Origin of the sequence: Neobacillus drentensis (assembly GCF_036965425.1) — a bacterium.
Lineage (GTDB): Bacteria > Bacillota > Bacilli > Bacillales > Cytobacillaceae > Neobacillus > Neobacillus drentensis_F.
In genome coordinates this window covers 14871-29121 of sequence record NZ_JBALPP010000007.1, presented here as the reverse complement: position 1 = coordinate 29121, position 14251 = coordinate 14871, and the positions used below count along the sequence as shown (strand labels likewise).

The following is a 14251-nucleotide window of genomic DNA, read 5'->3' as shown; positions in this document are numbered from 1 at the left end:
ATTAAGAACATTATAATCTCTTTTTTAAAAAATGCAAATCAAAAAAAGTTAAAATCCTCTTAATTCCCCACAAAAAACTGCAGATTTCTAGGATTTTTTTACATTTTTTCGTTAATTTGTTCTTCAAATAGAACATTTTATGTTGTATACTATTTTTAAAAAAGAATAATTAATTGAATAATATTTTTCGTTTGAGCGAACATGTTAACTTGCTAGATTTATAACATTTTTACTACATATAAAATAAATATGGTAATGAGGAGAAACTTATGATTGGAGAGCGTATAAAGAAATTAAGAGAAGAAAAAAGATTTTCAATTACAGAACTGGCAGAGTTAGCAAATGTCTCTAAATCTTATTTAAGCTATATTGAGCGTAATCTTAATAAAAACCCCTCTATTCATTTTTTAATGAAGCTGGCAAAGCCTTTAGATGTTTCCTTGGAGTTTTTACTAAATGGAGTGGATCAGTCTGCTAATGCTCCGAGTCCAAATGGGAAAGAACTATTAGACAAGGAGTGGCAATTGATTATCGAAAAGGCCATTAAAGATGGTATGAATAAGGATGATTTTAAAGAATATATGAACTTTATTAAATTTAAAAACTGGGAAAAAAATAGATGAAAGCGCTTTAATCATTTAAATGGTTAAAAAACCAATTGACACAATGTCCTCTTTGTAGTAAATTTTATTAATAATCTAAATATTTGTTTTCTTATCAAGAGAGGTTGAGGGAATGGCCCGAAGACACCTCAGCAACCTTCAATGTATTTTTCATTGAAAAGGTGCTAAGTCCTGCAAATTATTGGTTAATTTGCGAGATAAGAAGAATGACAATGTGGTCGTTTAGCAAAAGTCTTCTTCTTATAAGAAGGCTTTTTTTATTTATATAAACAAGGAGTGTGCATTATGTACAAAATTGATACGAAATTAGCCCAAATTGGAAATCGAAGTGAGACTGCAACTGGAACCGTTAACCCGCCTGTTTATTTTTCAACTGCCTTCCGCCATGAGGGGATAGGGCAATCAACTGGGTTTGATTATATTAGAACCGGAAATCCAACACGCCAGCTTCTTGAAAAAACAATCGCTGATTTAGAAGGCGGTGATCAAGGCTTTGCCTGCAGTTCAGGAATGGCAGCTATTTTAACGATTCTTGCTTTATTTGAATCCGGTGATGAATGGCTTGTAAGCGAAGATTTATATGGGGGAACCTATCGTCTATTAGAACAAGGATATAAAAAGTGGGGTCTGAAAAGTCAATATGTGAATACGTGTTGTCCGGAAGAAATCGAAAAGAAAATTTCTCCGCAAACAAAGGCTATTTTCCTTGAGACTCCAACCAATCCGCTTATGCAGGAATCCGATATCGCCGAGGTATCCAAGATTGCCAAAAAGCACGGGATTCTCCTGATTGTTGACAATACCTTCTATACTCCTCTATTGCAGCAGCCGATTGCACTTGGTGCGGATATCGTTATCCACAGTGCAACGAAATATTTAGGCGGGCACAATGATGTTCTTGCCGGGCTTGTTGTCGCAAAAGGCAAAGAACTTTGTGAAGCCTTGGCCTTTCATCATAATGGCGCGGGTGCTGTCTTAAGTCCATTTGATTCCTGGTTATTAATGCGCGGAATGAAGACTTTATCGCTTCGGATGAAGCAGCATGAGAAGAATGCAAAGGCTGTAGTGGAATATCTTTCCACGCACGAAGGTGTAACAGATGTGCTTTATCCAGGACGAGGAGGAATGGTTTCCTTCCGAGTAAAAGACGAATCGTGGATTAATCCATTTTTACAAAATTTAAAGCTGATTAGTTTTGCTGAAAGCTTAGGCGGTACCGAAAGCTTTATTACTTATCCAGCAACACAAACCCATGCGGATATTCCAGAAGAAATCCGAATTCAGTCTGGTGTATGTAATCGTTTGTTGCGTTTCTCTGTTGGAATTGAGGATGCAGAGGATATCATTGTTGACTTGAAACAGGCATTAGCCAAAGTGAGCGAAGGAGTGATTGTGTAATGGAATCAGAAGAATATTGTTTTGAGACGAAGCTTCTTCATAACCGGCATAAAGTAGATCCCGTAACAGGGGCGGTAAGCGTGCCTATTCAGCATGCTTCAACCTTTCATCAATTTGATATCGATAGTTTCGGAAAATATGATTATGCCCGGAGTGCAAACCCGACTCGTGAAGCCCTAGAGGATGTCATCGCCGAATTAGAAGGTGGAGTCAAAGGATTTGCTTTCTCTTCAGGAATGGCGGCCATCTCCACAGCATTCCTTTTGTTATCTTCAGGAGACCACGTTGTGATAACTGAAGACGTATACGGTGGTACATTCCGAATGGTTACTGAGGTCCTAACCCGTTTTGGAATTGAACATACTTTTGTTGATATGACTAATTTGGATCAAGTTAAGCAGGCCATTAAGCCGAACACTAAAGCTTTTTATGTGGAAACTCCTTCAAATCCTTTATTGAAGGTAACGGATATTCAGGCAATTAGTGAACTAGCAAAGAAAAATAATGCGTTAACCTTTGTCGATAATACCTTTCTTACACCAGCATTACAAAAGCCTCTAGAACTGGGTGCCGATGTTGTCCTTCATAGCGCCACCAAGTTTCTTTCGGGCCATAGTGATGTCGTCGCTGGACTTGCTGTTGTGAAGGATGAAATTTTGGCAAAGAGACTTTATTTTTTACAAAATTCCTTTGGCGCAATTCTTGGGGTTCAGGATGCCTGGTTGGTGCTTAGAGGACTAAAGACGCTTCATGTCCGGCTGGAACATTCACAAAAATCCACCTTAAAGATTGCTCAATTTTTACAGGCGAATCCGCTTGTTAAAAAGGTTTATTATCCTGGATTGGAAGACCATCCTGAATTTGAATTACAGAAAGCACAGACTGAGGGTGCAGGCGCTGTTTTATCGTTTGAGCTGGCTGATGAAGATGCAGTTCGTTCCTTTGTATCAAACGTGAAAATCCCTGTCTTCGCAGTAAGCCTTGGTGCAGTGGAATCGATATTATCATATCCGGCTAAAATGTCCCATGCGGCCATGCCAAGGGCAGAAAGAGAAAAGCGAGGAATCAAAAATAGTTTGCTGCGGCTATCAGTAGGATTAGAAAACGCAGACGACATAATAAAGGATTTTTCTCAGGCCCTAGCGAAGCAGTACCAAAATGATTTGGTTTATTAACAAGGAGAAATGTATATGAGCTTTTTAGAAAAATTAAAAAATCAAATCTTAATAGCTGACGGGGCCATGGGTACTTTATTGTATTCGTTCGGTAAGGATAGTTGTTTAGAGGAATTGAATCTTTCTCAGCCAGATCATATTCAAAATATTCACAAAGCCTATATTGATGCTGGTGCGGACGTGATTCAAACCAATACGTATGCTGCAAACTATTTAAAGCTGCAAAGGTATGGTTTAGAGGACTCTGTTAAGGAAATTAACAGTGCAGCAGTCTCTATTGCAAAAAAAGCAGCAGTCCAAAATAGTACTTACGTCCTTGGAACAATTGGTGGAAATCGAGGTGTTAAGCCAGATTCCATTACATTAGAAGAATTAAAACGCAGCTTTCGCGAGCAATTATATTGCCTCCTTCTTGAGGGTGTAGATGGATTATTGCTTGAAACCTTTTACGATCTTGAAGAACTTGAAACGGTCCTAACTATAGCCAGAAAGGAAACAAAGCTGCCGATTATTGCGCAGGTATCCCATCAAGAGCCTGGAATTTTACAGGATCGGACTCCTGTCAATGACGCTTTAAAAAGACTTGAAGCTCTTGGAGCGGATATCGTCGGTCTTAATTGCCGGCTAGGTCCGCATCACATGCTATTAGCTTTGGAGCAGGTTGAATTGCCTGAACGTGCCTTTCTTTCCGCTTACCCAAATGCCAGTCTTCCTGCCTATACGGACGGGAAGTTCCATTATAATGAGGGCGATGGTAATTATTTCCGAAGTTCTGCAAAAGCGTTCCGTACACAAGGAGTACGGCTGCTTGGCGGCTGTTGCGGTACAACGCCTGAACACATTAGGGCCTTTGCTGATGAATTAAAGAATAGTGTTCCGGTTACTGAAAAAGTAGTACAATTAAAACCAAAGAAAATCATTATCGAACCACCTGTAAGGGAGCATACTCCCCTTCAGGAAATTGTGAAAGAGAGAACATCGGTTATCGTAGAATTAGACCCGCCTCGAAAGCTGGATACCACAAAGTTTTTCGAAGGGGCTAAAGCGTTGAGAGAAGCAGGCATTGACTCTATCACTCTAGCAGATAATTCCCTTGCCACAATTCGAATTTCCAATGAATCATTGGGATATCTAGTGAAAGAACAATTAGGAATGCGGCCCCTCATCCACATCGCCTGCCGCGATCGAAATATTATTGGCTTGCAATCCCATTTAATGGGCCTTCATACGCTTGGTATGCATGATGTTTTAGCCATTACAGGCGACCCCGCAAGAGTAGGAGATTTTCCGGGGGCATCATCCGTTTACGATGTGTCTTCATTTGAGCTAATCAAAATGATTAAGCAAATGAACGAAGGCTTGTCATATTCCGGTAAGGACTTGGGGCAAAAGACGGCTTTTAGCATTGCTGCAGCCTTTAATCCTAATGTCCGCTCGCTTGAAAAAGCTGTTAAGCGCTTGGAGAAAAAGATTGAATTCGGGGCCGATTACTTTATTTCTCAGCCTGTTTTTTCAGAAGAAAAATTACTTGAAGTCTATGAAAATACGAAGCATATAGATGCACCTATCTACATTGGCCTTATGCCGCTGACAGGCAGCAAGAATGCAGAGTTCCTTCATAATGAAGTGCCGGGGATCAAAATTGCTGATCCCATTCGTGAACAGATGGCCAATTTGAACGATAATCCGCTTGCAGCAACCCGCCTGGGAATTGACATCACAAAGTCCTTAATTGATGCTGCCTTAGATTTATTCAACGGGATTTATTTAATCACACCGTTTTTACGGTATGAATTAACCGCTGAGCTTGCTCAATATGCCAATCAGCGGGCAAGTGAAGTGAGGAGGAGCAACATTGCCGAAAACATCATTTAATGATCAACTAAAGAAACGAATCCTCGTTATGGACGGAGCCATGGGAACAATGCTCCAGCGTGTCAACCTTACCGCTGATGATTTTGGCGGCGAGGAATTTGAAGGATGTAATGAAAACCTGAATCTTACCGCCCCTTCTGTTATTGCCAACATACATCGGGAATATCTTGAAGCTGGAGCCGACATCATCGAAACAAATACATTTGGTGCCACAAGCATTGTCCTTGATGAGTATGGACTCGGCTATAAGGCCTATGAAATCAATAAAATTGCCGCGATGATTGCTATCGGTGAGGTGCAAAAGGTTTATTCAGAAGATTGGCCTCGTTTTGTTGCTGGTTCTATGGGGCCGACCACCAAAACGCTGAGTGTTACCGGTGGGACGACGTTTGATGAATTAGCGGCGAGCTATGAAGAACAAGCGCTTGGGTTAATTGACGGCGGTGTGGACCTTCTATTGCTTGAAACAAGCCAAGATATGTTGAATGTAAAAGCTGGTTTCGCAGGGATCCAAAGTGCTTTTTCAAAAACTGGTACAACACTTCCTATTGTGATTTCAGGAACCATTGAACCTATGGGAACAACACTTGCTGGGCAAGCGATTGAGGCATTTTATATTTCGGTGGAGCATATGAATCCTGTTGCTGTAGGGCTTAACTGTGCTACAGGACCAGAGTTCATGCAGGATCATATTCGTTCTCTCTCCGAGCTTGCAACAACCGCGGTAAGTTGTTACCCAAATGCCGGCTTACCTGATGAAGAAGGGCATTACCATGAAACACCGGAAATTCTTGCAAAGAAACTTTCTGATTTTGCTTCTCATGGCTGGCTGAATATTGTTGGTGGATGTTGCGGAACTACTCCAGAACATATTAAAGCAATATCTGATGCCATGAAAAACTTTAAACCGAGAGATACAAAGCAATCGAATGTGCATATGGTTTCTGGTATTGAACCATTTGTTTATGATGACCCTACATTAAGACCTATCATGGTTGGTGAAAGAACAAACGTTATTGGCTCTCGTAAATTTAAGCGATTAATCACCGAAGGAAAATTTGAAGAAGCATCCGAAATTGCCCGCGCGCAAGTTAAGGGCGGAGCGCATGTTATTGATATTTGTCTTGCTGACCCAGACCGTGACGAAATCGTTGATATGGAGAATTTTATTAAAGAGGTTGTAAAGAAGGTTAAGGTTCCTCTTGTTATAGATTCTACTGATGAAAAGGTTATTGAAAAGGCGCTAAAATATTCTCAAGGAAAAGCAATTATTAATTCGATTAATCTTGAGGACGGAGAAGAGCGTTTTGAAGCGGTTGTACCATTAATACACAAATATGGCGCTGCAGTAGTCGTAGGTACCATTGATGAGAAAGGCATGGGAGTTACAGCAGAACGAAAGCTTGAGATTGCCAAACGTTCCCATGACCTTTTGGTGAACAAATACGGTCTTAAATCCCAGGATTTAATTTTTGATCCACTTGTTTTTCCAGTTGGTACGGGAGATGAGCAATACATTGGTTCTGCTAAAGCCACAGTTGACGGAATCAGGTTAATCAAGGAGCATCTTCCAAAGGTTCAAACAATTCTTGGAATAAGTAACGTTTCCTTCGGTTTACCGCCAGTTGGAAGAGAAATATTAAATTCTGTGTTCCTATATCACTGTACACAAGCTGGTCTCGATTATGCCATTGTAAATACTGAGAAGCTTGAACGCTTTGCATCTATTTCAAAAGAAGAAGTAAAGTTAGCTGATGATCTTTTATTTACGACAACAGATGAAACATTAGCTACTTTTACGGAGTTTTATCGTGGAAAAAAGAAAGAAGCAAAGAGTACTTTACCTGATATGACCCTAGAAGAGCGCCTCTCCTATTATGTTGTGGAGGGTACAAAGGAAGGTTTGCTTCCAGATTTGGATTTAGCCCTTGAGAGCTATCCTGCCCCACTTGATATTATTAATGGTCCTTTAATGGATGGGATGAAAGAAGTTGGCCGTCTGTTCAATGATAACCAATTAATTGTTGCTGAGGTTTTACAAAGTGCAGAAGTTATGAAAGCATCTGTAGCCCATTTAGAGCCACATATGGAAAAAGGCGATGTTTCCGCTTCAAAAGGAAAAGTCATTTTAGCAACGGTTAAAGGTGATGTGCATGATATCGGGAAAAACCTTGTTGATATCATTCTGAGCAATAATGGCTATAATGTGGTTGACTTAGGAATTAAAGTGACTCCGACTGAATTGGTTCAAGCTATCAAAAATGAAAAACCAGATATGGTTGGACTTTCTGGTTTGCTAGTAAAATCGGCGCAGCAAATGGTATTAACAGCGCAGGATATGAAAGAAGCAGGCATCTCCCTGCCTATATTAGTCGGTGGTGCAGCTTTATCCCGAAAATTTACTGATACAAAAATTGCTAAAGAGTACGATGGACTTGTATTATATGCAAAAGATGCCATGACAGGATTATCAATAGCAAATCAGCTTCAAACACCAGAGGAACATCAAAAATTATTTGCTGAAAAATATGAAAAACTGGCAGCAGCCGAGATTCCAAGAGATATTCCAATCCGTTCTGGGATATCTGTTGCAGTAAAACCAAAGCCATCTGTATCTACAACGGTTCCCGTTTATACTCCAATGGATATTAAAAGACATATTTTAAGGTCTTATTCTTTATCACATATTGAGCCTTATATTAATATGCAAATGCTTATTGGACATCACCTTGGAGTTAAAGGAAAAATCGCCAAATTAATTGCTGAAAAAGATGAAAAAGCTTTAAAAGTAAAAGAAGTGGTTGACCACTTGCTTGCTGATGCGAGTGTAAACAATTGGATTACACCTCAAGCTGTGTATCAGTTTTTCCCTGCTCAATCCGACGGGAATAAGATATATATTTATAATCCAAACAACCCAGAGGAAATCATTGAAACATTTGATTTCCCAAGACAAGAGTCTGAGCCTCATCTTTGTTTGGCGGATTTTATTAAATCTGTTGATAGCGGAGTTAAGGATTATGTTGGTTTCTTCACTGTTACAGCTGGCAGAGGTATTCGAGAAAAAGCGGATGAATTCAAAGCTGCAGGACGTTTCCTTGAAAGTCACGCCCTCCAGTCATTAGCGTTAGAAACAGCAGAGGGTTTTGCAGAATTAATTCACCGACAGATGCGTGACCGTTGGGGCTTCCCTGATCCACTAAACTTTACAATGCAAGACCGGTTCGCCGCTAAATATCAAGGTCAGCGATTCTCGTTCGGTTATCCTGCCTGTCCTGATTTAGAGGATCAGAAGAAATTATTTAAGTTAATTCAACCTGAAGAAATTGGTATTGAATTAACTGACGGCTGCATGATGGAACCTGAGGCTTCTGTTTCAGCCATGGTGTTTGCACATCCAGAAGCTAGGTATTTTAATGTTTTGAGATAAAATAGTTAGATGATTTTTTCCGCGGATTTTATTAATATTTCCGCGGATTTTTTATGTATTTTCGCGAATTCCCTAAGTTATTTGCGGTAAATAAAATGATTTTCGCTTAAGTTGATACTAATTCGCAAACACACTTACCTTGACATTTTTCACTTAAAGGAATATAGTTACCTAGGTAACTAATTAAACTTTGGAGTGAATCAACATTGAATACCCACGAATTGTTCCATACACTGCATCAGCTTTCACGTCTTCTTACAAATACACTTAATGAGGCATTGAAACCATTAGGATTATACGGTTCACAATGGTCGGCAATTTTCGTTTTAAAAACAAAAGGCTCTTTAACTCAAAAAGAATTATGTGATTACCTTTTTGTTGAAGCACCTCCGATGACCCGAACTATTCAGCGTTTAGTTAAGCAGGGATATGTAAGACAAGTACCTGGTAAGGACAAGCGGGAAAAAATTATCCAATTAACCGATAAAGCATTATTAGAGTATCCAAAGTGGGAAAAAACAGTATTTGAAACAAATGAATCAGTATTAATGGACCTTCCAGAAACATCACAGGAAGAACTATTAAGATTGCAAAAAAGCTGGTTACAGCATCTTAAATAAGGAGTGCATCATATGGACAAATCAAAATTATGGACGAAGGATTTTATTAGTATTTCCTTAAGTAACTTTTTTCTTTTTTTAACCTTTTATTTCTTACTCGTTACTTTGCCAAATTTCGCACTGCAGGAGTTTCACAGCAGTGCTTCTGAAGCTGGTCTGATGACAACAGTATTCTTGATTTCTGCCATTATTTCACGTCCGATCGCCGGCAAATGGCTCGAACGTGCTGGACATCAAAAAATTCTTTTAACAGCCCTTATCATATTCTTTGGCGGCTCGCTATTTTACTTTTTTCCAAAAACAATTTCTGGTATGCTGATCATTCGTTTTTTACATGGGATTGGTTTTGGCATGGCGACCACTGCTGCCGGTACCATCGTCGCTGATCTTGTCCCACCTTCGCGCAGAGGTGAAGGGATGGGATACTTTATAATGTCTGCCAATTTAGCAATGGTTCTTGGTCCATTCATCGGGATCACCGCAATGAATTCGTGGGGACCAAAGGTATTGTTTACTCTAAGTGTGGTTGGAGCATTGGCTTCACTCATTGCTGGACTTTTTATAAAAATTGCAAAAAGAGAACACACAAAAACAGAAGTTGCTTATTCAAGTTTTTCGTTTCGCAACTTTTTTGAAGCTTCAGCAGTTCCCATTTCATTGATTGGCGCATTCTTTGCACTTGTTTATTCATCGATTCTTTCCTTTGTCAATGTGTATGCAAATGAAGTTCATTTATCAGCCGTTTCAAGCTTATTTTTTGTAGTTTATGCAGTTGTTCTTTTAATCTCAAGACCTTTTACTGGCAAATTGTTTGACCTTCGTGGTCCAAACGTGATTGTTTTCCCTTCTATTGTACTATTTGCCATCGGGATGTTTCTTTTAAGTAATAGTGGTACAGCCGGCACATTCCTATTTTCAGCAGGACTGATTGGCTTAGGGTGGGGAACACTTTTTCCAACCTTTCAAACCATTGCCCTTCAAGATGCTCCTCCTAAAAAACGAGGGCTTGCGACTGCTACCTTCCTATCGATATTTGATACCGGCATTGGATTAGGGTCATTTGTTGTAGGCTTGTTAGTAGCAAAAATAGGCTTTGGCTCGTTTTACTTTATAAGTTCATTTTATATCCTTATCGGGATTGTTCTTTATTACTTCCTTCATAGCCGTAAAAAAGAGCAAGTTAAGCAATATGAAGAACGGATTAATTAAACTCGAAGACCCCCTTGATTTTCAAGGGGGCCTTTACTTTTATTTTTTCTTCAGGATTTCAATTATTTTTTCATATTCTTTGATGTCAATTTCCCCTGATGCCAATCTTTTTGCCAGGATTACCTGTATATCTGCATTACCTTGGAAGCAAAATCTGCCTCTACGCCGCCACATCATAAAATTAGCTACAAAGAAAGCAATGAAAAGTAATGGAAAAATAAATGCGAAAGGGTGAAAATATCCCCAATGATGCATATGAATCAACTCCTAAATTTTTAATGATTTTTCGTTAAGAAAGTCTGGTGGTGCTAACTCTTTTCCCCCATGGTTTAATTACTGAAATAATGTACATCAGCACGAGTGATATAATTTGAATAATAATCCCAGTCCAAAGCTCGGTTTTGACAAAGAAAAGGGCATTTGTTTGGCTTATAGCTTGAAGAGTCCAAGTGGACATTCCCCAAAAGTTAAGAACGATACAAAGTACCGTAAGGCCTTCCTTGGCAATAATCCAGTAATAGCTGAACAGTCCCCATTTTGTCCAAACGGAAAGTAGAATGCCTGTTACAGTCGTTCCAATAGTAGAAGCTCTCACTGATGTTTTCGAAAGAATATGCATGGCTTGATAGCAAGTTTGTATTAATTCTTCATCGCTTGCAGAAGCCGCTGTAATACTAAAAATAAGAAAAGCCGTCATATTCCCTAGCATGATTGCTGCAAATAATAAATGAAAAATTAGCAGCCATTTCTTGGTTTTATGCGAAATCTTCAGCCCCATCACCTCCTTGATGTTTTACAAGCATTAGTTTAAACAGAATATCTAAACTCCTTCTAAAGCATTTCTTAAATATTTCTAAACTTCATTGGATTGTGGACTCGGATGCACCTTTTGCCCAAACGATCTGAATAAAAAAAGATGCCCTCTATGTCGGGACATCCTCAACAAACAATTTATAGTCCTTTAAACCGATACCCTGCTCCCCAAACTGTTTCAATATATTGAAGATTAGATGGATCGGTTTCGATTTTCTCACGAATTTTTCTGATATGAACGGTTACAGTTGCAGTATCCCCCATCGATTCGAGTCCCCAGATTCGTTCAAATAGGTGCTCTTTCGTAAAAACCTGATTAGGATGGAGGGCTAAGAAGGTTAACAAGTCAAATTCCTTCGCTGTTAAGATTACCTCCTTTTCATGAATAAAAACCTTGCGGGAGGATTTATTAATCTGCAGGCCTCGGATTTGTATTTCATCGAGCGGTACACTTTTTCGAATCAGCCGCTCATATCTCGCCAAATGTGCTTTAACTCTGGCGACAAGTTCACTTGGGCTGAATGGTTTAACGATATAATCATCGGCCCCCAGTCCAAACCCGCGAACCTTATCTATGTCCTCATTTTTGGCCGTAACCATAAGAATGGGTATATCTTTGTCTTTTCGAATTTGCTTACAAATATCAAACCCATTCATGTTTGGCAGCATTAAGTCCAGCAAGATTAATCGGTAGTTTTGATTAAGGGCAGCTTCAAGTCCCGTTTTTCCATCTGATGCAATTTCCACCTCAAAGCCTTCAATTTCTAAATAATCACGTTCTAGCTCCGCAATACTCCGTTCATCCTCAATGATTAATATTTCACTCATTATTCGTCACCTTTACCATTCGATTTTGGAAGAGTAAAATGGATACTTAAGCCGCCGCCAGAAGAATTTTCTGCCCAAATTTCACCGCCATGGGCTTGAATGATTTGGGCTGCTATAGCAAGTCCAAGACCGCTTCCACCTGTATCCGAGCTGCGGGAAGGGTCGCCACGATAAAAACGGCCAAATATATTAGCTATCTCATCAGCTGGGACTCCGGGCCCGTTGTCACATATAGAGACCTTTACCATTTCCCCCAGTTCTTTGAAGGAAATCTGTATTCGGCATTTACCTTTTTCAATATATTTCACACTATTAAAAATAATATTATTTATTACTCGGATGATTTTATCTCGGTCAATAAAGACTGCTATCCGGAAATTCCTCAGCATGACTATCTTGGTACCTTCATCGCTCAAATCCAGCCTTATTTCCTCCAGATAATCTTCTAAAAAAAGGTTCAATTCCACTTTTTCAAAATTAAATGGGACACTATTAACGTCTAATTTTGAAAAAAGAAAAAGTTCATTGATTAACCGGTCCATATGAGTTGCCTTGACATGGATGGTATCTAAGTAACGCTCGAGCTTTTCTTCTGTATTGGCAACTCCATCTTTAATTCCTTCTACGTAGCCCCGAATAGATGTAATGGGTGTCTTTAAATCATGAGAAATATTAGCGATGAGTTCGCGGCGATTATTTTCATATTGTTCCCGGAGCTCGGCTGATTTCTTTAATTTCTTTCTCATATCATCAAAGGATTTTACTAGTTTTCCTAATTCATCTTTTCGGATTGGTTCTAGATGGAAATCAAGATTACCTGCACTAATTTTGGAAGCAGCTTCGGACATTTGATTTATTGGCTTAAGAATTCGTCTTGACATCAAATAGGAGAGCACAGAATTTGTTAGGACCAAAATAAGTACAAATCCAATGAATATCATCGGAAAGAATCTCCTCGCAAATTGGATAAAAGGCACCCCTTTATCGAGTAATAGTATAGTACCTTCTGTCCCGTCCTTAAAATAAAAATCATGCTGCCTGATTGAATAGGGCTGCTGTCCAAGCCTGACCATTGGCTGATAGCCTTCATTGCCGAACGTTGGCAGCTTTTCTTTTGGTAACTTACTTACACTATCAGATGAAAACAATACTTTTTTATTTTTTCGAATAATGATGCCGGCATTCTTATCCTCCAATTCCTTGGATAAGGTAACCTGAAATGAAGGGTTCGAAAATTTCCCCTCTTCTAAAGAGGCAGTTTTCTTCAACTGATTAAATAATTCAATATTTTGCCCTCCTGCCCCTGTTTGCCAGCCACGGTGATAGTTATTGCTTAGAAGTTTGAAATCGCCGCTAAATAAGACATTCAACAGAGCAAAATAAAGAATAAAGATGAGGGTCGGCAAAATGACCATGGCAGCATTCGAAAGAAAGAGCCTTTTACGAATTGACATGAAAATCCACCTTTAACAATTTGCTATTACTTTAGAATAAACCTAAATTCTAAAGAACACATAATGAATTTCTTAAATTTTTATAAATTTACTATTCTCAATTAAATAATTGTTATATAATGGAATGAATTATATTTTAGGAGTGATTAATTTGGCAAAATCTAAAGCCAAGAAATTACGCGAAAAGCTTTCACGTGAAGGGAAAACGAATCCAGAAGTAATGCGCAGTTCATTTGTTCATGTAGATATGAGGACACGAGTAACAAAGACCAAGAAAGAGCATTTATATCAATTTAAACACAAGAACCATCAATCCCAGGACGGAAATGATGGTTCTTTTTATTTGCTAGTTATTTAATATTAAAATTCGGTTTATGAGTCAGTTCAATTTTAAGGAGATGAACATCTTCACTGTAGTTTTTTTCCTGTAAAACTATTGTCCAATTTTTAGCAATCATTTCACGGAGTGCCTCCAGGTCGTCACTAGTCATTTTAACTGTGTCTAAAAACTCGCCGGTATCAACGAAATCTTCGCCTTCATTCATCGCAAACTTAATATTCAGCAAAGACTTGAGGGCTCCTTTTGTCATAAAAGTAAATTCATAACCTTCCTTTAGTGCTTGGTGGCATTTAACTTTGTTCATATGATAATAGTCGATCAACGATTTCCATGTAGGAATTCCTTCCCCCATGCTTTCAAGCAATTCTTCCTTTCCCTCGTTCAATAGGGCAACGATGGTTGGATTATTAAATCCTTTTGCTTTCATCATTTCCAGCATGAGTGCATAATTTAACGCTAATTTTACTTTTTCCATTAAAATTTCAT

12 protein-coding genes and 1 riboswitch are annotated in these 14251 nt (G+C 38.9%); of the genes, 8 read left to right on the top strand and 4 right to left on the bottom strand.

The window, feature by feature from the left end; genetic code table 11:
- Positions 1-269 precede the first annotated feature (269 nt).
- The 7 genes from V7161_RS01230 (at position 270) to V7161_RS01200 (ending at position 10330) form a co-directional block, all read left to right on the top strand.
- On the top strand, positions 270-623 hold the full coding sequence (locus V7161_RS01230) for a helix-turn-helix domain-containing protein (protein WP_335441914.1): 354 nt from the start codon (positions 270-272) through the stop codon (positions 621-623).
- 88 nt (positions 624-711) lie between these two features.
- Positions 712-827, top strand: a riboswitch (SAM riboswitch).
- A gap of 81 nt (positions 828-908) precedes the next feature.
- Positions 909-2021: a methionine biosynthesis PLP-dependent protein gene (locus V7161_RS01225; protein ID WP_335441913.1), complete on the top strand. Its 1113-nt coding sequence runs from the start codon at positions 909-911 to the stop codon at positions 2019-2021.
- On the top strand, positions 2021-3196 hold the full coding sequence (metC, locus tag V7161_RS01220) for a cystathionine beta-lyase (RefSeq protein WP_335441912.1): 1176 nt from the start codon (positions 2021-2023) through the stop codon (positions 3194-3196). The genes V7161_RS01225 and metC overlap by 1 nt, the downstream gene beginning before the upstream one ends.
- Positions 3197-3211: 15 nt before the next feature.
- The gene (locus V7161_RS01215; protein ID WP_335441911.1) at positions 3212-5071 is read left to right on the top strand and encodes a bifunctional homocysteine S-methyltransferase/methylenetetrahydrofolate reductase; all 1860 of its coding nucleotides are present in this window, start codon (positions 3212-3214) and stop codon (positions 5069-5071) included.
- On the top strand, positions 5052-8501 hold the full coding sequence (metH, locus tag V7161_RS01210) for a methionine synthase (protein ID WP_335441910.1): 3450 nt from the start codon (positions 5052-5054) through the stop codon (positions 8499-8501). The genes V7161_RS01215 and metH overlap by 20 nt, the downstream gene beginning before the upstream one ends.
- 206 nt (positions 8502-8707) lie before the next feature.
- Positions 8708-9121: a MarR family winged helix-turn-helix transcriptional regulator gene (locus V7161_RS01205; RefSeq protein WP_335441909.1), complete on the top strand. Its 414-nt coding sequence runs from the start codon at positions 8708-8710 to the stop codon at positions 9119-9121.
- A gap of 12 nt (positions 9122-9133) precedes the next feature.
- On the top strand, positions 9134-10330 hold the full coding sequence (locus V7161_RS01200; protein WP_335441908.1) for an MFS transporter: 1197 nt from the start codon (positions 9134-9136) through the stop codon (positions 10328-10330).
- A 289-nt stretch (positions 10331-10619) separates the two neighbouring features.
- On the opposite strand, the gene V7161_RS01195 is transcribed toward V7161_RS01200, so the two are convergent.
- From V7161_RS01195 to V7161_RS01185, 3 genes are all read right to left on the bottom strand, one after another.
- Positions 10620-11108, bottom strand: coding sequence for a hypothetical protein (locus tag V7161_RS01195; protein ID WP_335441907.1), 489 nt, complete (start codon positions 11106-11108; stop codon positions 10620-10622).
- A gap of 173 nt (positions 11109-11281) precedes the next feature.
- The gene (locus tag V7161_RS01190) at positions 11282-11971 is read right to left on the bottom strand and encodes a response regulator transcription factor (RefSeq protein ID WP_335441906.1); all 690 of its coding nucleotides are present in this window, start codon (positions 11969-11971) and stop codon (positions 11282-11284) included.
- Positions 11971-13425, bottom strand: coding sequence for a sensor histidine kinase (locus tag V7161_RS01185; protein ID WP_335441905.1), 1455 nt, complete (start codon positions 13423-13425; stop codon positions 11971-11973). The genes V7161_RS01190 and V7161_RS01185 overlap by 1 nt, the downstream gene beginning before the upstream one ends.
- Positions 13426-13567: 142 nt before the next feature.
- Here V7161_RS01185 and V7161_RS01180 point away from each other — a divergent pair, with 142 nt between their 5' ends.
- The gene (locus V7161_RS01180; RefSeq protein ID WP_420491547.1) at positions 13568-13783 is read left to right on the top strand and encodes a hypothetical protein; all 216 of its coding nucleotides are present in this window, start codon (positions 13568-13570) and stop codon (positions 13781-13783) included.
- Here the strand turns inward: V7161_RS01180 and V7161_RS01175 are convergent.
- Positions 13776-14240, bottom strand: coding sequence for a hypothetical protein (locus V7161_RS01175; RefSeq protein WP_335441903.1), 465 nt, complete (start codon positions 14238-14240; stop codon positions 13776-13778). The two genes, V7161_RS01180 and V7161_RS01175, sit on opposite strands and share 8 nt — an antisense overlap.
- Between the last annotated feature and the right edge of the window lie 11 nt (positions 14241-14251).

Coding starts and splice junctions, on each gene's coding strand:
- V7161_RS01230 (WP_335441914.1), top strand. CDS start 270: ATGATTGGAGAGCGTATAAAGAAATTAAGAGAAGAAAAAAGATTTTCA.
- V7161_RS01225 (WP_335441913.1), top strand. CDS start 909: ATGTACAAAATTGATACGAAATTAGCCCAAATTGGAAATCGAAGTGAG.
- metC (WP_335441912.1), top strand. CDS start 2,021: ATGGAATCAGAAGAATATTGTTTTGAGACGAAGCTTCTTCATAACCGG.
- V7161_RS01215 (WP_335441911.1), top strand. CDS start 3,212: ATGAGCTTTTTAGAAAAATTAAAAAATCAAATCTTAATAGCTGACGGG.
- V7161_RS01200 (WP_335441908.1), top strand. CDS start 9,134: ATGGACAAATCAAAATTATGGACGAAGGATTTTATTAGTATTTCCTTA.
- V7161_RS01195 (WP_335441907.1), bottom strand. CDS start 11,108: ATGGGGCTGAAGATTTCGCATAAAACCAAGAAATGGCTGCTAATTTTT.
- V7161_RS01190 (WP_335441906.1), bottom strand. CDS start 11,971: ATGAGTGAAATATTAATCATTGAGGATGAACGGAGTATTGCGGAGCTA.
- V7161_RS01185 (WP_335441905.1), bottom strand. CDS start 13,425: ATGTCAATTCGTAAAAGGCTCTTTCTTTCGAATGCTGCCATGGTCATT.
- V7161_RS01175 (WP_335441903.1), bottom strand. CDS start 14,240: ATGGAAAAAGTAAAATTAGCGTTAAATTATGCACTCATGCTGGAAATG.